Here is a 17,974-nt window from a genome sequence, read left to right as displayed (position 1 = left end):
TACGGCGGATCTCAGCCAACGCTCAGGCTGTGGGCCGTACCGTGTGCCGCATGACATCGCCGTCGCCGGCCGCGTGGTTCCGGCGTGCCCTGCCCACCCGCCGCCGTGCGATCGCCGCCGCGGTGGTCGTCGTGCTGTTGGCCGCCGCAGTGACCTGGGCGGTGTGGCCGCAGGGACCGGGCGTACGCACCGAGAGCGCGATGCTCACCGTCCGCTCCGGACCGTCCGGTGACGAACCGGTGAGCCTGGACACCACCCTCTACCTGCCGGACGACGCCTCGTCCGGTCAAAAGGTGCCGGCGGTGCTGCTGGCGCACGGGTTTGGCGGCACGAAGGAGTCGGTGCGCTCCGACGCGGAGGAGTTCGCCGGGCGCGGCTACGCGGTGCTCACCTGGACCGCGCGGGGTTTCGGCCGCAGCGGCGGTGAGATCCACCTGGACAACCCGGACTACGAGGTACGCGACGCCGAGCGGCTGCTGGACTGGCTGGCCGCCCGGCCGGAGGTGCGCACCGACGCGGCCGGCGACCCGTTGGTCGGTGTGGTCGGCGGCTCGTACGGCGGTGGGTTGGCGTTGCTGTTGGCCGCCCAGGACCGTCGGGTCGACGCGATCGTGCCCATGATCACTTGGAACGACCTGTCCCGCGCGTTCCTGCCGGAGAGCACCGGCGGAGCGCCGACCGAGGGCGTGTTCAAGAAGGGCTGGGCCGGCCTCTTCTTCGGCGGTGGCGGCAACGTGGGCTCCGGCCCGGCCGGGCTCTCCGGAGCGGTCGCCGCCCAGCCACAGGGCGCACCGGCGTCGGCTGGCCCGCCCAGCCCCGGGCCGGGGGCCGGCCCCGGCACCGGTCCCGGTGGCGCCCCGGCGGGTGCCGCCGACCCGTCCTGCGGTCGGTTCGCCGCCGACGTCTGCGCCGCGTACCTCCGGATCGCCACCACCGGCCGCGCCGACCAGGCCGCCGTGGACCTGCTGCGCCGCTCCAGCCCGGCCGGTGTGCTGGACCGGATCAAGGCCCCCACCCTGCTGGTGCAGGGCGAGGCGGACACCCTCTTCCCGCTCGGTGAGGCGGACGCGAACGCGCGGGGAATCGCCGCCGCCGGCACCCCGGTACGGGTCGCCTGGTTCACCGGCGGACACGACGGTGGCAGCGGACCCAGCTCGGACGAGAACCGGGTGAAGTTCCTGACCGTCCAGTGGCTCGACCACTACGTGAAGGGCGAGGGGGACGCGCCCGGCGACGACTTCACCTGGTCGCGGATCGCCGGCTTCGACGCGCTCGACAGGGGTCTCGTCGCCACCGGATTCCGCCGCGCCGACTACCCGGGCCTCGCCGGCAACGCCCGCCGGGAGGTGACGGTCGCCGGCCCGGCGCAGCCGATCGCGAACCCGCCGAACGGCAACCCGGCCGCCATCTCCTCGATTCCGTTCGCGGGCGGGCTCGCCTCGCTGCTGGACGGCGTGGCCGGTGACGTGCCCGGCCAGCACGCCCAGTTCGAGTCCACCCCGCTGACCGAGGCCGTGGACGTGGCCGGTGCGCCCACCGTCACCCTGCGGGCGGCGTCGCCGACCGGCGAGGCGGTGCTCTTCGTGAAGCTCTACGACGTCGACAAGGACGGGGCGGCCACCCTGCCGAACGGCCTGGTCGCCCCGATCCGGCTCACCGGCCTGCCACAGCAGGTGCAGGACGCCCGCCCGGTCACCGTGACGCTGCCCGGCATCGTCCGCCGGGTGGAGGCCGGGCACCGGCTGCGCCTGGTGGTGGCCACCTCCGACCAGGCGTACACCACGCCGGCCGCGCCGACCGTCTACACGGTTGCCGCGGACGGTGCGGTCAGCCTGCCGACGGTCAGCGGTGAGCCGATCCCCACCGCGGCGACGATCTGGCGCTGGGTGCTCGCGGGTCTGCTCGCCGCCATCGTGATCGGGCTCGTCGTGGTCGTCGCCCTGGTCCGCCGCCGGCACCGCCGCCAGGACCGCTCGGTGCACCCGGAGTACGCGGACACCCCGCTGGCCGTGCGCGCGCTGCGCAAGGAGTACGCGGACGGCTTCGTCGCCGTGTCGAACGTGGACTTCGAGGTGCACCCGGGTCAGGTCGTTGGTCTGCTCGGGCCGAACGGTGCCGGCAAGACCACCACCCTGCGGGTCCTGATGGGGCTGACCCAGCCGACCGCCGGGGAGATCTACGTCTTCGGTCGTCGGCTGGTGCCCGGCTCGCCGGTACTGTCCCGGATCGGGGCGCTGGTGGAGGGGCCGGGCTTCCTGCCGCACCTGTCGGGCCTGGACAACCTGAAGGCGTACTGGCGGGCCACCGGGCGGCCGTGGGAGGACGCGCAGTTCGACGCGGCGCTGGAGATCGCCGGGCTGGGTGATTCGGTGCACCGGAGGATCAAGAACTACAGCCACGGCATGCGCCAGCGGCTCGCGATCGCCCAGGCCATGCTCGGTCTCCCCGAACTGCTGGTGTTGGACGAGCCGACCGACGGGCTCGACCCGCCGCAGATCGCCGAGATGCGCCGGGTGCTCCAGCGGTACGCCACTGACGGCCGGGCGGTGCTGGTCTCCAGTCACCTGCTGGCCGAGGTGGAGCAGACGTGCACGCACGCGGTGGTGGTGAACAAGGGTCGGATCGTGGCGTCCGGGCCGGTGGAGGAGATCGTGGGCGAGTCGCCGAGCGTGCTCTTCGACGTCACCGACCCGGTGGCGGCGCGGGCGGTCCTGGACCGGCTGCACGGGGTCCGCGTGTTGCCGGAGAGCGACGGCCAACTGGTTGTCGACACCAACGGCACGGCCCGCAGCGAGGTGGTGGCGGAGCTGGTGCGCGCCGGCATCGGGGTGGACCGGGTGGTGCCCCGGCGGCGCCTGGAGGACGCGTTCCTCGCCCTGGTGGGCGAGAACTCTCGGGGAAGCGGTGACCGGTGATGGTTGTTACTGACGCGGGTGAGGCCCGTGGCTACCGGCCGTCGGCCACCCTGCCGCTGATGGCGGAGTTCCGCCGACAGGCGTCGCGGCGGCGGACCCAGCTGGCGCTCGGGTTCATGGTGTTGCTGCCGCTGATCATCCTGATCGCGTTCCAGTTCGACTCGGGCGGCGACGACGACAACGGCCGCAACGAGTTCGCCAGCCTGGTCGAGCTGGCCACCTCGGGCGGGCTCAATTTCACCCTGTTCTCGATCTTCGTGTCGGCGTCGTTCCTGCTGGTGGTGGTCGTCGCGCTGTTCTGCGGCGACACGGTGGCCAGTGAGGCGAGCTGGGGCAGCCTGCGGTATCTGCTGGCGATCCCGGTGCCCCGGGCGCGGTTGTTGACGGTGAAGCTGGTGGTCGCGCTCGCGTACTCGGGACTGGCCCTGCTGCTGTTGGCCGGCACCGCGTTGCTGGCCGGCACCCTGCGCTACGGCTGGTCGCCGCTACGCAGCACTGTCGCCGCCGAGCTGGAACCGACCGAGGGGTTGCTCCGGTTGCTGGCCGTGCTGGGCTACCTGGCGGTCGTCCTGCTCGTGGTGGCCGGTCTGGCGTTCCTGCTGTCGGTGATCACGGACGCCGCGCTGGGCGCGGTGGGTGGTGCGGTCCTGCTCTGGATCCTGTCCAGCATCCTGGACCAGATCACCGCCCTGGGCGCGCTGCGTGACTTCCTGCCGACCCACTTCAGCACCGCCTGGCTGGGTCTGCTGTCGACTCCAGTGCAGACCGACGATGTGGTGCGCGGTTGCATATCGGCGGTCAGCTACGCGACGCTCTTCTGGGGGCTGGCGTTCTGGCGCTTCACCCGCAAGGACATCACGTCGTAGCCTTCTTCCAGGCGCTGACGCCGATCCGGCCGGTGTTGCCGAGGTCGATCGGCCCGTCCGGGTCGACCTCCTCGGCCGGCTGCCCGGCGGCGGGCGCCACCGTCAGGAACTCGCCGTTGGTGGCGACCACTGTCGAGTCGGTGACCAGGTTGCGCCACAGCACCACGGCGGTGGCCCGCTCCCCGGCGAGGAGGGTGACCTGCCGGGGTGGTTGGTCGAAGCCCGAGGTGATCTCCTTGGCGCCGTTGACCATCCGCAGCATGACCGGCTCGCGCTCCTCGTCGAACACGTGCAGCACCGGGTACCCGTTGAGCTGGTAGGGGCGCTCGCCGCAGTTGACCAGTTCCAGACCGAGGGCGCGCAGGCCCATCGCGGCGTCCCCGCCGGTCGACCGGATCCGGACGCCGCTGGCCGGGCACCCGGCCGGCGGCGCGGTGCTGGCGGTCGGGCCCGCTTCCGACCTCGACGCGGCGGGCGGCGGTCCGCTCGGGTCCCCACCCTGGCCTTCATGGTCACGAGTGCAGCCGCCGAGCAGGAGAGTCGTCGCGACAGCCGCGGCGATGCGTCGCAGTGCTGCCGTGTCGCGAGCGATCATCCGTTGATCCTCGCCCATGGAGGGGTCTCGCTGGCGTCGGGCGTCGGACTGACCCGCCGAGGCCCGCGTCACGGTGCCAGGCAGGGTCCGTCGTGGTTGGTCGGGTGCCCGCATCGGCCGGTCCCGTCGAGCCTGCTGTCGCACCAGACCCGGGTACGCACCATCTGCCGGTCCTCCTCGCTGAGCGTCGTCTCGCCGAAGTCGATGGCAAGCACGTGGCCGAGGGAGTGGCGCAGCGCCATGGCCAGCGCCGCCGCGTCGTCGACCCGCCGCAGGGTGGTCGGCAGGTGGATGATCCAGTGCGGTTCGGTCACCGGGACCACCGGCTGTTCGGGGCCGTCGAGGTGTGCCGACAGTCGGTGTGCCGCGACTGCCACTGCCGCAGAGCCTGCCGGATGCGTTCACCCTCGGTGTTCGCGGTGGCGAGATCGCGGGTGAGCCGTTCCAGTTCGTCGGCGAGCAGGCCAAGGTAGGCGTACACCTGTGTGGGGTCGAGGCCGCGCCACCGGCGGACGCTGAAGGTGGCGGCGCGGACGTGCTGGGGGAGCAAGCGCCGCATGGTCTGGTAGATCACTACTGAAGCTCCTTTCCATCACCGTTGCGTGGGCGCGTGGGGCGTGGCGGCACCCCTGCCGAGACTGGGAACAGGCTTCCTGGCAGATCATGTGCACCGAGCCGGAGGGTCCTGCCGATCTTGCATTTTCGGTTGTCGATACAGGTGATATGCCCCATGTGTCGGGACAGAAAGTGCAAGATCGCGGAGACGTGGCACCCGGCCTTGTCGATCAAGGAGTTGTGGTGCCTGATCTGGTCATGTTGAGGGTGCTTTGTCACCCACCACAACTCCATGATCGACGAGGCGGTGTGGGGTGACGAACAGCTGCTCGGCCTGACGCAGCGCTGGTGACCTCCTTCGTTCGATGCTGGGGCTGGGCGGCACCGGGGTGGGCGGGGTCGGCCGGCACGACCGCGCCTGACGTACCGGCCGGAGCCCGGCACCCACCCCGGGCCCTCTCCTTCCCGCGGAGGTCCGCTGGCAGGCTTCAGGCGGTCGCGGCTTCCGCGCCGGACAACCCGCCGGTGTACGACGTGAGCGCGGCGACCGCCGCGGAGAGGCTCTCGGTCATCAGCCCGAGTTGGTCGGCGGCCCGGTGCCACTGCCCGGCTGCCGTCTCGGTCGCCGGGTCGCTGGGCCGGTCGTGCTGTTCGGGGCCGATCAGCTGCTGCCCAGCGGTGGTGATCCGGGCCGGGAGCGCACCGATCCGGGCGCGTGCGCCAGCCAACTGTTCCCGCACGGTGTCCAGCACCTCGACCAGAGCGCCGATGGTGGCCCGATCCTGGTGGTCAGCGTCGGCGCGGAGCAGGTGAACGCCGTCGCTGAGCTGCCGCTCGGCGTCGCCGGCCAGGTCGAGTGCGTCCTCGCCGCTGCGGCGCGCCAGCCGGATCGCCGGGTGGGCGCAACCCGCCCCGGTCCGTTCCAGCAGCACAGCAGCGGCGGCGACGGCGAGGTACGTCTCGCGCAGCTCGGCCGTCACCTGCTCCACGGACCAGATCGCGCTCGCCGCCGGCACTTTCATTTCGGTCCCTGAATTGGTCACGTCAAACCTCCTGCTCAAGGGCTGTGAAGACGCCGGGGCGGCGCACAGGTGCCGCCCCGGCGAACCGGGCGTACCCGGGGGTGAGTCGCCCTTGTTTTGCCGACGAGGGCCGCCTCGCACTCAACATATGATGCCTAGTATCAGGAGTGCAAGCCTTGAAACACCAAGAACTTGATGTCATAAGCGAAGAGTGGTCAGATGGTGGTGCCGACGAGGGAGTACCACCGTGTCTGTCACGCCGTTCTACGAGCGCATCGCTACCGAGATTCGCGATCGGATCAAGTCAGGCGACCTGAAGCCTGGCGACAAGCTGCCGTCCATCTCTGAACTGTGCGCCCACTACGGGGTCTCTACGCAGGTAATCCGGTCGGCCATGCTGACGCTGCGCGCCGAGGGTCTGGTCGAGGGGCATCAGGGTCGAGGCGTCTTCGTGCGTGACCGAGCCGACGGTCAGCGGTAGGCGTGCTGGCCAATCAGGGCAGTTGATCAGGGGTAACGGTGGGCGACAAGGTGCCTGAATAGCATCAAACCAGGCGCCGCAGTTCCATGATCGAGATGTCCGAGCCATCCTTCCCCGCGATCTTGCACTTGCTGTTGCGGCATTAGGGATCATTGCGCGCATATCGACAACCGAAAGTGCAAGATCGGCGCACGTGGGCGTTCTAGGAGTGACGAACCCGAGGGTCGGAAGTTCGCCGTGCCGTTGGCCCAGCAAACGATCGCCGACGAAATGGTGTTAAGCCCAGAAGCACCGTAGATCAGGTCAGATAGTGCGGAGATAACCGCGAAGGTTGTCCTTCGACAGGCGCAACAAAGTGCAGGCTTCCTCGACCGATCTGCGTGCACCGGTCAATTGCCCGTTGACCTGCTGCAAGACCGCCGGGCTCGCCCCCGTGAGTACCGTCATCAGCCAGGCGTGGTTGTTGCCGATCCGGTCTACCACTCCGCGCAGCGCATCATGATTGCGCTCGACCAGGGTGATGAGCTGTTCGATCTCCACGGCCAGGCCGCCGACGCTGACGTTCCCGCCGCTGCCTGCCAACCGTGCTCGGCGACGTTCTTTGATGGTGTCGAAGGCTGCGGTTACCGCTGCTTTGGCCATCGCTCCTGATGCTGCTCCCAGCACCAGCCCGGAGCCGGCCAGGACGGTTGGAGGCACCGCTACCCCTTGCTTGGCGACGGCCGTCGCCGCCGCGAGGCCGACCGCAGCCCCGCCCCACTCGCTGAGCTTTTCGATGAGTTTGCCGAGACCCTCTTTCGGAGCCTCATAGCGCAGGCTGCGAAGGTAGCCGTCCTGCCGGCGAGAGCCGTTGCGATAGCCGCGACGCCGGTAGCTCACAGCACTGCGACGGGGTCCAGGAACGCACACTGAGTCGCGATCATCATCGGCAGATTCATCGCCACCTCCCGCGCGACGTTCTCGGCGCTGAGGCCGATCGGAGCCTCGCCCTCGTTCAACTCCTCGTCGTCCGCCCTGGCGAAGTAGGAACAGGCATCCCAGAGGTTGGGGTGCACGAACGAGAATGCCCACATCACGTACGCGTCGTTCTGCACGGCGACCAGCGGGCGGTTGTGGTGACCCATCCGGTGAAAGTGAGGTTCCTCGGGCGTGGTGCCCATGCCTTCGGCGGTGGGGAACAGGCGGTATCGCCGGAACAGATCCTCCAGTGGGCCCTCCGGATCGAACTCCAGCAGCAGCCCCCGGCCGATCAGGCTGTCGACCAGGCGCTCGGCCTCCGGTTGCGGCGTCGGTGCGGTCAACAGCGTCTGGACCAGGGCCGCCCGATCGACACGGAGCTTGGAGTGCCCCTCCACGTCGAGAAACGCGGCACCGTAGACGCCCACCTCGTCTTCGCTGAGTTCGAGCATGTCGCTGCCGAGATGGATCTCCCACGACTCGGGCGTCGGATCGGCGGGGCGCACGTATCGGTGCTGCGGACCAAGGCTGAAGCCCACCGGGATGATGACGCGAGGCATGAATGATCCCTTCGGCGTTGCGAACGTCGCCGACCCTACCGAAATCCGTACTCTCAGTCAGCCCCGGAACAACCAGCAGTTACCTGCTGGCGTAGCGGCCAGGAGTAGGTGTGCCGCCTGAGGAAAGCGGCCTGAAGTTGATCAATCCAGACATGCCCGGGTACGTCCGGACCATGGTTCATGGCGACTACGCGGCCAGCGTCGCCGTCGAGGCGAGGCTCGACGCGGCTGGCTGGGATGGCTTCCCCCGCTTTCTCGCGGCTCTCTTTTTCCTCGCGGTTGATCGCCGTTTCGGCACGACAGCGGACCGAGCGGAGGTCATCATGTTCGTTGCTGAGCTGCGCGCAAGCCTTGGTGAGGGTGGCCCAGCCATCGACGTGGAAGCGGCCGAGGCGTTGATTCTCACCACCATCGACCCTTCGGGCGACTACTCGGCCAGCCAGGAGATGATCGGACGGATCCAGGCTGCGACCATCCAGAAGGTCCTGACCGACGACGATCTCACCGACGCGGAACTGGACGCGCTTCTGGCCGAGGCCGTGGAACTCGCGCAGAGAGACTGACGAGTGTTACGCCCGAAGCGCAGGCTGTGGCGGGGGAACCATCTTGTCGAGTTGTCGCTCAAGGCTGAGCGGGTCGTCAAAGAACTCGACATCGCTCACGGTTTGAAGCTCCGTCACGATCGCTGCCGGCCAGTCTCGCTTCGAGCCGGCCAAGGCGGCAATGCGGCGCTCCTTCGCGATCGTCGATAGTCCGAAGACGTGGTAGCAGTGTTCGGCTGCCTGGTCCGGGTCGCGCAAGCTGAGCGCTTGCACGTAAGCCGCTTTGCCGTCGTTGGCCACTCGCACCGTCACCGAGCGGGTGCGCCCGGACCCGAGCGGGATCGGCGCGTCACGTTGGAGGTTGCGAGTGCGACCAGCCCAGACGGTGACCCGATCGGCAACCCGATCAACAAACCTCATCCCCGCCTGCCGGGGTGCGAGCCACCGAAGCTGGTCGGCACGCAGTGATGCCTGTGCGACGGAGAGAATCAGGCGGCCCAGATCGTCCGCGGTGCCGAAGGTGGCAAGCTCACCGGGAACGGCATTAACCCCGTTTAGGCCAGCACCTCGGGTGATCTCTGCGAACGCCTCTGCTGCGCGATCGGCGAAGAGGTTGACCCCTGCCATCGCCAGCAGAGTGGCCGCCGTCGCGCGATCGCTGACCCGGAATCCGGTGCCCATCGGCTCGACCAGCACGCGCACGCCGTCGCCGTCGCCGTAGGCCAACGGCAGATCAACAAGCAGACCATCGCCGTACGGATGCGCGACAGTGTTGTCATTGGCGGCCCGCAGGACCGCGCCGATCACGGTCGTGGCGTCCATGATCATCCCCCTCACGGTTCTGACCAGCCGAAGTCGGTGCCGAACGTGATGAAGCATTCCGCAGCGAACGCTTCCAGGATCGCACGGTAGGTCCCGGGAGGCACCCGTGGTTGCAGCGGAACGATGGGGATGTCGTCGGGCTCGTAGGCGGACTCCTCGCCCCCGCCGGGCTCGACCCGGTGCTTGTGGGTGCCGGCGAACGGGCGGTGTGGCGTGTTGACGCACAGTCGGCGGGCCGAGAACGCCAGCCGGCCATCACCGGCGAGATACTGGAATGCTGGCTCGCTGGGCTTTAGCTCGTTGATTAGTACTCGGAGTCGGCATGGGGCGAGCGCGGGAATCGACGTGTCGACCCGGACCAAGCCCTCCCGTGTGACGTGGTTTCTCGTGGTCCAGGTGATGCGGCCAACGGTCACTGCTTGAGCCAGGGGCGACAACAGAGCGCCCAGGTGGCCAGCCGTCATTAGCTGAGACCTCTGCTGACTCACAACCTGGCCCTCTCGGCTTGCGCAGTTCTGGAAGAAATCAGCCGAGGACGTTCATGTAGTTGCGCGCGGCCTGCGAGCTGCCTTGGAGCAGGACCATCGCTTCGACGAGGCGTTGCTTGCTCTGCTCGCCACGCGCAATGGCCTCAGCGAGCGTCGGATGCCCGGTGCCAGCGGCCACCGCACGCAGCCGGGCCAGCGTCTGCTCGGTTGCCTCGATGGCCGCGCGGATCTGCTGCTGGGTGCTGTTGCCCTGCTCGGCGGCCTGGGCGAGCGCGGCTTTGACTTCCTCGATGCTCGCCATCTAGCCCCTCCGACTGACGGGCGAGGCAATCTCGCTCCGCGTGTTGGGCCGGACACTATCGGACACTGCCGTATCGCCGCTGCCCCGAGAGATCGTCACAGTCGGCAAGGTGACACCTTGCCGAAGACGCCGGGCGGCGGGTTCCCGGGATCAGCGGGTGCGTCGTAGCCTTACGGGCTCAGCCGAGACGTATCGAGATGGTGGGACAAGGCTTCGTGATCACTGGGGAACTGAAAAGCAAGGTCGACCGAATCTGGGACAGCTTCTGGTCGGGCGGCATCTCCAACCCGCTTGAGGTGATCGAGCAGATCACCTACCTGCTGTTCATCCGCCGATTGGACGACCTGCACACCCTCGCGCTCAACAAGGCGGCCCGGACCGGCACACCAATCGAACGACCCATCTTCCCGCCCGGCAGCGACGCCAAGGACAAGCCGTACGAGGAGTTGCGCTGGTCGCGGTTCAAGAACGTGGGCGCCGCCGCAATGTTCGTAACCGTCGGCGAGCATGTCTTCCCGTTCCTGCGCACGCTCGGCGGCGACGGCTCGACCTACTCCACCCACATGAAGGACGCCCGCTTCACCATCCCCAACGCTGCGCTGCTGTCCAGGGTCGTCGACATGCTCGACGGCATCCCGATGGAGGACCGCGACACTAAGGGCGACCTGTACGAGTACCTGCTCAGCAAGATCGCCACCGCTGGCCACAACGGACAATTCCGCACTCCCCGGCACATCATCCAGCTCATGGTGGAGATGGTCAGCCCCGGCCCGGACGACATCATCTGTGACCCGGCCTGCGGCAGTGCTGGCTTCCTCATGGAGGCCAGCGAGTACGTCCGCCGAGAGCACGCTTACCTGTTCCACGAGTCAAAGCGCAACGAGCACTTCCACCACGGGATGTTCCACGGCTTCGACTTCGACAGCACTATGCTGCGGGTCGGCAGCATGAACATGCTGCTGCACGGCGTGGAGAACCCGGTCATCGAACACCGTGACTCGCTCGCGCAGAGCGTCGCCGACGAGGCTGAGAAGTACTCAGTCATCCTGGCCAACCCGCCCTTCGCTGGCAGCATCGACTACGACAGCACCGCGAGGGACCTGACCCAGGTCGTCAAGACCAAGAAGACGGAACTGCTCTTCCTGATCCTGTTCTTGCGGCTGCTTAAGCCGGGCGGCCAGGCGGCGGTAATCGTGCCCGACGGGGTGCTCTTCGGGTCGAGCAAGGCGCACAAGGAAATCCGTCGCATGCTGGTGGACGACCACAAGCTCGACGCGGTGGTCAAGCTTCCCGGCGGCGTCTTCAAGCCGTACGCGGGCGTGTCGACGGCGATCCTCTTCTTCACCAGGACCAACAGCGGCGGCACCGACAACGTCTGGTTCTACGAGGTGACTGCCGACGGCTGGAGCCTGGACGACAAGCGAACCCCGCTGCTACCGGAAGGCAAGCTCGGTGTGCGACCGTCGGCCGACCTCACCGAAGCCGACCACGCCAAGAACAACCTGCCGGACGTGCTGGCACGCTGGGCGCAGCGCAACGATGGCGAGCTGAAGCGCGCGCGAACTGAGCAAAGCTTCTGCGTGCCGAAGGTCGACATCGTCGAACAGGACTACGACCTTAGCCTAAACCGCTACAAAGAGGTCGCGCACGAGGAGATCGAGCACCGCCCTCCATTGGAAATCCTCGCGGATATTGAACGCCTCGAATCCGAGATCCAGCAAGGTATGTCCGACCTGAAGGCGATGCTCGGATGAACGAGGCACGGGCTGTTCCTATCGGCGAGTTGGTAGAGATTGTCGGTGGGGGAACTCCAACCCGCAGTAATCCGGATTACTTCGGTGGGGATATTCCATGGGTTACACCGAAGGATATGAAGTCTTGGATCATTGACAACTCTCAGGTATGTATCACCAGGCTTGGTCTAAATGAGAGTGCTGCACGACTGGTTAAAGCAAACTCTATTCTTGTTGTTGTGCGGTCCGGTGTCTTGAAGCATACGCTGCCTGTTGGGTTGAATCGTGTGCCTGTTGCTGTTAATCAAGACATGAAGGCCCTAATCCCTTCAGATGCAGTCGATCCCGCTTATTTGGCTCGTTATATAAAAGCAAAGTCGCCCGAGATTCTCAGTTGGGTGAGAGCAACTACGGCAGACAACTTCCCTATCGATAAGCTTAGGGCGCTCAAGGTGCCGTTGCCGTCGATGAGTCAGCAACGGAGGGTTGTCGATGCTTTGGACCGAGTAGATGCGTTGCGCGCTAGTCGGCGCGAGGTCACGACCGCGCTCGGCGAGCTTGAGCGGTCCCTCTTCTTCGAAATGTTTGGTGATCCGGCATGGAATCCTAAGGCTTGGCCGATAGTGCGAATCGGCGATCTGATTGTTTCGGCAACCTATGGGACGAGCGAGAAAGCGTCACTGGTCGGTGAGCTGCCAATTTTGCGAATGGGGAACCTCACCTACGGTGGAGAATTGAATCTAGAGGACCTCAAGTATCTCGCCTCGGCGACGATTGGTGACCGCTACTTGGTAAGTGCGGGTGACGTATTGTTCAACCGAACTAACAGCGCCGAACTCGTCGGAAAATCCGCAATCTATCGGCGGCAGGAGCCAATGGGTTACGCTGGCTACCTCGTGCGATTGAGGGTCAACTCTCAAACCAACCCGGAATACTTGGCCGCTTATCTGAACACCCGCTACTGCAAGCAGGTGTTGCGCGGTATGGCGAAGAGCATCGTTGGCATGGCGAACATCAACGCCAAGGAAGTGCAGAGCATCGCCATACCTCAGCCACCCTTGTCGCTGCAGGACGAATTTGCTGCCCGGGTGGCACAGATTGAGAGCCTGCGAGTGCCGCACAAGGCGAGCCTGGCCGAGCTTGACGCGCTCTTCGCGTCGCTTCAGGACAGAGCCTTTCGTGGGGAGCTTTGATGTGTGATGATCGAGGGCTGTCCACACGCCGGGAGGATCTTCGTCGATGAGCAACTTCGTGTTCCTGCGCGCCGAGTGGCCCGAGTTGTTCGCCGAGGCCGAACAGGCCGAGCTGAACGCTCTGGTCAATCCGCGTACGGCTTGCTTCTACGCTCGTCGCTGCCTGGAACACGCGGTGAAGTGGCTGTATCGCGCCGATCAGACCTTGCGGAAGCCGAACGATACTCGGCTCATCGGGCTGATCACCGAGCCGACGATGAAGAACCTGGTCGGGGCGACAATGACCGCCAAGATGCAGATCATTCGCATCAAGGGAAACTCGGCGGTGCACGACAAGGGGCAGGTGCCCGAGCCGGTTGGCCAGCAGGTTGTCCGGGACCTGTTCGACCTGACCTATTGGATTGCTCGTCGTTACACCCGGGACGCTGCCAACGTACCCCCGGATGCTCTTGTCTTTGACCCTGCGCTCGTGCCGCGCCCGGCGGACGTGCGGGAGCAGAGCCGCGCCGAGGTCCGCGCGTTGGACGAGCGGCTGGCCGCCCGGGATGCCGCCCTCGCCGCGGCGGAGGCCGACAATGCCGACCTGGACGCGAAGGTCGCCGCCCTGCGTGCGCAGATCGCGGCGGCCAAGGCCGCGAACGCGGCTCGGCCGGACGAGCACGACTACAACGAGCAGGAGACCCGCGACCGCTACATCGATGTGCTGCTCGCCGAGGCGGGTTGGCGGCTCGACCAGGCGCGGGATCGGGAGTTTCCGGTCATCGGCCTGCCGCACGGCTCGGGCAAGGGGCGGGTCGACTACGTGCTGTGGGGCGACGACGACAAGCCCCTCGCCCTGATCGAGGCGAAGCGCACCCGCCGGGACCCGCTCACCGGCCAGCAGCAGGCCAAAAGCTACGCCGACGCGCTCGAAGCGGCGTACGGGCAGCGGCCGGTCATCTTCTACACCAACGGCTACGAGACCTGGCTCTGGGACGACGCCTGCTATCCGCCCCGGCCGGTGCAGGGCTTCTACACCCGCGACGAGCTGCAACTACTCGTGCAGCGGCGCACCACCCGGCGGCGGCTCGCCGAGCTGACCATCGACGGCCAAATCGTCGAACGGCACTACCAGCAGCGGGCGATCCGGTTGATCTCCGAGGCCTTCGAAGTCGACTGGCAGCGCAAGGCGCTGGTGGTGATGGCAACCGGCGCGGGCAAGACCCGCACCGTCATCGCGTTGGTCGAGCTGCTAATGCGGGCCAACTGGGTCAAGCGGGTGCTGTTCCTGGCCGACCGGGTGGCCCTGGTCAACCAGGCCGCCAACGCGTTCGGCGCGCACCTGCCCGACGCGACCACCATCAACCTGACCGAGGACAAGGTCGGCGAAGGCCGGGTCTACGTCTCGACGTACCCGACCATGCTGGGGCTGATCAACCAGACCGACGGCGAGTTGCGCCGCTTCGGTCCGGGGCACTTCGACCTGATCGTCATCGACGAGGCGCACCGTTCGGTCTACCAGAAGTACCGAACGATCTTCTCCTACTTCGACGCGCTGCTCGTCGGGCTGACCGCTACCCCCAAGGACGAGGTCGACCGCAACACCTACGGCCTGTTCGACCTGGTCGACGGGGTCCCCACCGACGCGTACACCCTGGAGGAGGCCGTCGACGAGAGCTATCTGGTGCCGCCGCGGGTGGTCGCGGTCGACCTGCGGATCCAGCGCTCCGGCCTGCGGTACGACGAGTTGACCGAGCAGCAGAAGGACGACTGGGACGCCCTGGAGTGGGGCGACGACGTCGACGTGCCTGACGAGGTCAGCGCCGAGGCGGTGAACAAGTGGTTCTTCAACGCCGACACGGTGGACAAGGTCCTCCAATACCTGATGACCCGAGGTCACCGGGTGGCCGGTGGTGACCGGATCGGCAAGACGATCATCTTCGCGAAGAACAACGAGCATGCGAAGTTCATCGCCAAGCGCTTCGACGCCAACTACCCGCACTACCGGGGCGACTTCGCCAGGATCATCACGCACCGGGTGGAGCGCGCGCAGGGCCTGATCGACACCTTCTCGCTGCCCGACAAGCAGCCGCACATCGCCATCTCCGTCGACATGCTCGACACCGGCATCGACGTCCCCGACGTCGTCAATCTGGTGTTCTTCAAGATTGTGCGGTCCAAGACGAAGTTCGCCCAGATGCTCGGCCGGGGCACCCGCCTCCGGCCCGACCTGTATGCCCCCGGTATCCACAAGAAGGACTTCTTCGTCTTCGACTTCTGCGGCAACTTTGAGTACTTCAGCCAGGACCCGACCACCACCGAGGGCTCGCTCAGCCCGTCCCTCACCGAACGTATCTTCAAGGCAAAGGTCGAGCTGGTCAGCCAGCTTGACCAGCGCCGACCCGCTGACACCGCCGACAGCGACGCATCCGACGGTACGCAGAGCGAAGCGGGGCTGCGTTGGGACATTGCCCGGGACCTGCACGGTCGGATCCAGGGCATGCGCCTGGATAACGTCGTGGTGCGTCCGCAGCGCCGCCTCGTCGAGTACTACATCGACCTCGCCAACTGGCACCGGCTGTCGCCCGAGGCGTCCGCGCAACTCGTCGGTGGCCTCGCTGGTCTGCCCAGCGAAGTTCGCGACGACGGGGAGGAGGCCAAGCGCTTCGACCTGTTGATCCTGCGGATGCAGCTCGGCCTGCTGGTGCCCGACAGTCGGTTCAACCGGCACCGCACCGAGGTCCAGGAGATCGCCTCGGCGCTGCTGGAGCAGACCACCATCCCGATGATCCAGCAACGGGCCCAACTGCTCGACGAGGTGGCCGGCGACGAGTGGTGGCAGGACGTCACGCTGCCCATGCTGGAGCTGGCTCGGCGCCGGATGCGCGATCTGGTCCGGCTGGTGCCGAAGGCGCGTCGCACCCTCGTCTTCACCAACTTCGCCGACGAGATCGACCAGGAGGTCGAGCTGCCGCTCAGCGGGGTGACCGTCGGCACCGACCTGGAACGCTTCCGCGCGAAGATGCGCGTCTACCTGCGCACCCACGAAGATCACGTAGCCGTGCAGAAGCTGCGCCGCAACCGGCAACTCTCCGGCACCGACCTCGCCGAGCTGGAACGGATGCTCGGCGAGAGCGGCGTCGGCGACAAGCAGGACATCGATCAGGCCCGGCGATCCTCGGAGGGACTGGGCCTTTTCATCCGCTCACTGGTCGGGCTGGACCGCGATGCGGCCCGGGACGCGTTCAGCGAGTTCCTCGTCGACCGTGCCCTCAACGCCGCCCAACTCGACTTCATCAACCTGATCGTCAACGATTTGACGGTGAACGGTGTGATGGAGCCGGGGCGCCTCTACGAGTCCCCGTTCAACGGCGTCGCCCCGCGCGGGCCCGAGGCGCTCTTCTCCAACCCCGACGCCGACCGTTTGGTCTCGATCCTCCGCTCGATCAAAAACAACGCCAAGCCGGTCAGCGAGGTGGCATAGCGGGGCCGTAGCACCTCTGTGTGTTGATCCTGGCCCTGCACGCTCCCGCCGCCGGGGCGGCATCATCCCGGCCAGCCGGACGGTCTGCTGCCGCTGCCCGAAGGGCGTCCGTCTGACCACATCAATACCGCGTGTCGCCGCAGCCTCATCGACGCGTCCGGGTCGGGGTTGCGGGTGGTGCCGACGACCTCGCGGACGCAAAGTGCCACGGACCGCTCGCCGTTTAGCTGGCCAGCAACGCCGGTGCCGGGGAACCCGCGGGGCGTTGGCGCATGACCTCCGCGATCGTCGTTTCGCCGGAAAGCCCGAGGTCGCCCAGCGGTCTGGCGGCAGCATCAAGATCCGCGGCGTTGGTGAGATGGGATGACCAGAGAAGCTCGTCAGCCACGTTGCAGACCACCACTGCCGCGTCACCGGACGGATGAAGTTGTGTGGAGAGGCCGTGCAAAGTGTCCGAGGGCACTGCGGCGATGAAAAGGACCTCGCCCGTCCTGGTGCGTGGCGACGAGAGCAACTGCTCCCGCTGCTCTGCCACGGTGAGAGCGGCGCGTAGGCGCTGCGCGGTGGCGGAACGCTCGGTCCTGTGCCCGTCCTGACTCAGGCGGATGATGTAACTCGTTCCAGCCAAGTCGTACACGTCCTCCAAATGAGTCCGGATTCGCACTGGCAACGGGACGTCCGCGAAGCGGAGGATCTCCGGCAGGTCTGCGCGTAGTTGAAGCAGGCTGCTGCGTCCGCCCACCAGCCCCGGCACCTGAGGGCTGTAGAACGCCCAGTCCTCGTCGTCTGTGGCCGGGCTGATCACGATCAGATCAATGACGTCTTCACGCACTCTTCAGCACCTTCCTGGCTTCCTCGGGGGTGAGCCCGACCTGTTGTACCAGTATGACGCCGACTGCACGGGGTGAGACCGTGGATTTGTCGTGGAAGGCAAAGGTGATCGCCGGGCGGCCGCTGGCGACGAGGCGGCGGTGGGAGCCGGACTGCCGCTCGATGCGATAGCCAAGCTCGTTCATCAGCAATCTGAGCAAGGCTCGCGCCTTCAGTGATGGCCACTGGCTCCCCATGCACAGCAGTGTCCTCCATCCGAACGTGTCTCACCCGCACCGACACTGCCTATTCGTTGTGCCGCACTCGAGCGCAGGCGCGGCTTGTCTGCCTGGCTCGTCTACGCCGGCGGGCGCTGGGTGAGGACCGCGTCCAGCAGGCCGGGGTAGAGCTTGTCCAGCTCGTCCCGGCGGAGCCGGACCAGTCGGCTGGTGCCGGCCGCCCGGGTCCGGGTCAGCCCCGCCTCGCGCAGCACCTTGAGGTGGTGGCTGCGGGTCGCCTTGGAGACGCCGAAGTCGAAACTGCCGCACGCGGACTCGCCGCCCTCGGCGAGCGCCCGGACGATCTGCAGCCGCACGTCGTCGGCGAGTGCGGCCAGCACGTTGGTGACCGGTACGGCGGTCAGGTCGGGTTCGTGCGGCTCCATGTGACCA

General features: G+C 67.0%; 19 protein-coding genes. 7 read left to right on the top strand and 12 right to left on the bottom strand.

The window, feature by feature from the left end; all coding sequences use genetic code 11:
* Positions 1 to 50: 50 nt before the first annotated feature.
* Positions 51 to 2,915, top strand: a complete 2,865-nt coding sequence (locus tag ACIBEF_RS03830; protein ID WP_396790924.1) for an alpha/beta fold hydrolase — start codon at positions 51 to 53, stop codon at positions 2,913 to 2,915.
* Complete coding sequence (locus ACIBEF_RS03825; protein WP_357222952.1) at positions 2,915 to 3,781, top strand: ABC transporter permease subunit; 867 nt, start codon at positions 2,915 to 2,917, stop codon at positions 3,779 to 3,781. Before ACIBEF_RS03830 ends, ACIBEF_RS03825 begins: the two co-directional genes overlap by 1 nt.
* Here ACIBEF_RS03825 and ACIBEF_RS03820 read toward each other — a convergent pair.
* From ACIBEF_RS03820 to ACIBEF_RS03805, 4 genes are all read right to left on the bottom strand, one after another.
* Positions 3,771 to 4,376 carry a DUF4232 domain-containing protein gene (locus ACIBEF_RS03820; protein ID WP_396790921.1) on the bottom strand — a complete coding sequence of 202 codons (606 nt, stop codon included), beginning with the start codon at positions 4,374 to 4,376 and terminating at the stop codon, positions 3,771 to 3,773. The genes ACIBEF_RS03825 and ACIBEF_RS03820 overlap by 11 nt on opposite strands.
* Positions 4,377 to 4,444: 68 nt before the next feature.
* The gene (locus ACIBEF_RS03815) at positions 4,445 to 4,699 is read right to left on the bottom strand and encodes a hypothetical protein (RefSeq protein WP_396791271.1); all 255 of its coding nucleotides are present in this window, start codon (positions 4,697 to 4,699) and stop codon (positions 4,445 to 4,447) included.
* Positions 4,687 to 4,935: a DivIVA domain-containing protein gene (locus ACIBEF_RS03810; protein WP_396791269.1), complete on the bottom strand. Its 249-nt coding sequence runs from the start codon at positions 4,933 to 4,935 to the stop codon at positions 4,687 to 4,689. The genes ACIBEF_RS03815 and ACIBEF_RS03810 overlap by 13 nt, the downstream gene beginning before the upstream one ends.
* Positions 4,936 to 5,419: 484 nt before the next feature.
* Complete coding sequence (locus tag ACIBEF_RS03805) at positions 5,420 to 5,974, bottom strand: hypothetical protein (RefSeq protein WP_396790919.1); 555 nt, start codon at positions 5,972 to 5,974, stop codon at positions 5,420 to 5,422.
* 226 nt (positions 5,975 to 6,200) lie between these two features.
* Between ACIBEF_RS03805 and ACIBEF_RS03800 the strand changes: the two genes are divergently transcribed.
* On the top strand, positions 6,201 to 6,434 hold the full coding sequence (locus ACIBEF_RS03800; RefSeq protein ID WP_130405124.1) for a winged helix-turn-helix domain-containing protein: 234 nt from the start codon (positions 6,201 to 6,203) through the stop codon (positions 6,432 to 6,434).
* A 303-nt stretch (positions 6,435 to 6,737) separates the two neighbouring features.
* Here the strand turns inward: ACIBEF_RS03800 and ACIBEF_RS03795 are convergent, their stop codons facing one another.
* Together ACIBEF_RS03795 and ACIBEF_RS03790 are read right to left on the bottom strand one after the other, a co-directional pair.
* On the bottom strand, positions 6,738 to 7,313 hold the full coding sequence (locus tag ACIBEF_RS03795) for a hypothetical protein (RefSeq protein WP_396790917.1): 576 nt from the start codon (positions 7,311 to 7,313) through the stop codon (positions 6,738 to 6,740).
* Positions 7,310 to 7,951: a hypothetical protein gene (locus ACIBEF_RS03790; protein WP_396790915.1), complete on the bottom strand. Its 642-nt coding sequence runs from the start codon at positions 7,949 to 7,951 to the stop codon at positions 7,310 to 7,312. Before ACIBEF_RS03790 ends, ACIBEF_RS03795 begins: the two co-directional genes overlap by 4 nt.
* 110 nt (positions 7,952 to 8,061) lie before the next feature.
* Between ACIBEF_RS03790 and ACIBEF_RS03785 the strand changes: the two genes are divergently transcribed.
* The gene (locus ACIBEF_RS03785; protein ID WP_396790913.1) at positions 8,062 to 8,514 is read left to right on the top strand and encodes a hypothetical protein; all 453 of its coding nucleotides are present in this window, start codon (positions 8,062 to 8,064) and stop codon (positions 8,512 to 8,514) included.
* A 6-nt stretch (positions 8,515 to 8,520) separates the two neighbouring features.
* Here ACIBEF_RS03785 and ACIBEF_RS03780 read toward each other — a convergent pair whose 3' ends face one another.
* The 3 genes from ACIBEF_RS03780 to ACIBEF_RS03770 all read right to left on the bottom strand — a co-directional run bounded on the left by ACIBEF_RS03780 (position 8,521) and on the right by ACIBEF_RS03770 (position 10,104).
* Positions 8,521 to 9,321, bottom strand: a complete 801-nt coding sequence (locus tag ACIBEF_RS03780) for a hypothetical protein (RefSeq protein ID WP_396790911.1) — start codon at positions 9,319 to 9,321, stop codon at positions 8,521 to 8,523.
* A gap of 5 nt (positions 9,322 to 9,326) precedes the next feature.
* Positions 9,327 to 9,731 (bottom strand): hypothetical protein, encoded by a 405-nt coding sequence (locus tag ACIBEF_RS03775; RefSeq protein ID WP_396790909.1) that lies wholly within the window; start codon positions 9,729 to 9,731, stop codon positions 9,327 to 9,329.
* Positions 9,732 to 9,840: 109 nt separating this feature from the next.
* Positions 9,841 to 10,104 (bottom strand): hypothetical protein, encoded by a 264-nt coding sequence (locus tag ACIBEF_RS03770; RefSeq protein WP_396790907.1) that lies wholly within the window; start codon positions 10,102 to 10,104, stop codon positions 9,841 to 9,843.
* 215 nt (positions 10,105 to 10,319) lie between these two features.
* Between ACIBEF_RS03770 and ACIBEF_RS03765 the strand changes: the two genes are divergently transcribed.
* From ACIBEF_RS03765 to ACIBEF_RS03755, 3 genes are read left to right on the top strand one after another with little or no spacing between them, the layout of a single operon-like run.
* Positions 10,320 to 11,858, top strand: coding sequence for an N-6 DNA methylase (locus ACIBEF_RS03765; protein WP_396790905.1), 1,539 nt, complete (start codon positions 10,320 to 10,322; stop codon positions 11,856 to 11,858).
* Positions 11,855 to 13,030 (top strand): restriction endonuclease subunit S, encoded by a 1,176-nt coding sequence (locus tag ACIBEF_RS03760; RefSeq protein ID WP_396790903.1) that lies wholly within the window; start codon positions 11,855 to 11,857, stop codon positions 13,028 to 13,030. The genes ACIBEF_RS03765 and ACIBEF_RS03760 overlap by 4 nt, the downstream gene beginning before the upstream one ends.
* Positions 13,031 to 13,076: 46 nt before the next feature.
* Entirely contained in the window at positions 13,077 to 16,493 is a 3,417-nt protein-coding gene (locus ACIBEF_RS03755) for a DEAD/DEAH box helicase family protein (protein WP_396790901.1), read from the top strand.
* A gap of 223 nt (positions 16,494 to 16,716) precedes the next feature.
* On the opposite strand, the gene ACIBEF_RS03750 is transcribed toward ACIBEF_RS03755, so the two are convergent.
* The 3 genes from ACIBEF_RS03750 to ACIBEF_RS03740 form a co-directional block, all read right to left on the bottom strand.
* Entirely contained in the window at positions 16,717 to 17,325 is a 609-nt protein-coding gene (locus ACIBEF_RS03750) for a hypothetical protein (protein WP_396790899.1), read from the bottom strand.
* Entirely contained in the window at positions 17,318 to 17,524 is a 207-nt protein-coding gene (locus ACIBEF_RS03745) for a type II toxin-antitoxin system HicA family toxin (RefSeq protein WP_396790897.1), read from the bottom strand. The genes ACIBEF_RS03750 and ACIBEF_RS03745 overlap by 8 nt, the downstream gene beginning before the upstream one ends.
* A gap of 137 nt (positions 17,525 to 17,661) precedes the next feature.
* Positions 17,662 to 17,967 carry a metalloregulator ArsR/SmtB family transcription factor gene (locus ACIBEF_RS03740; protein ID WP_355005850.1) on the bottom strand — a complete coding sequence of 102 codons (306 nt, stop codon included), beginning with the start codon at positions 17,965 to 17,967 and terminating at the stop codon, positions 17,662 to 17,664.
* Positions 17,968 to 17,974 lie beyond the last annotated feature (7 nt).

It is taken from the genome of Micromonospora sp. NPDC050795, from assembly GCF_044456785.1.
In the GTDB taxonomy this organism is placed as follows: domain Bacteria; phylum Actinomycetota; class Actinomycetes; order Mycobacteriales; family Micromonosporaceae; genus Micromonospora.
The sequence above is the reverse complement of the archived record's forward strand: the minus strand, read 5'-3'. Positions and strand labels throughout refer to the sequence as shown.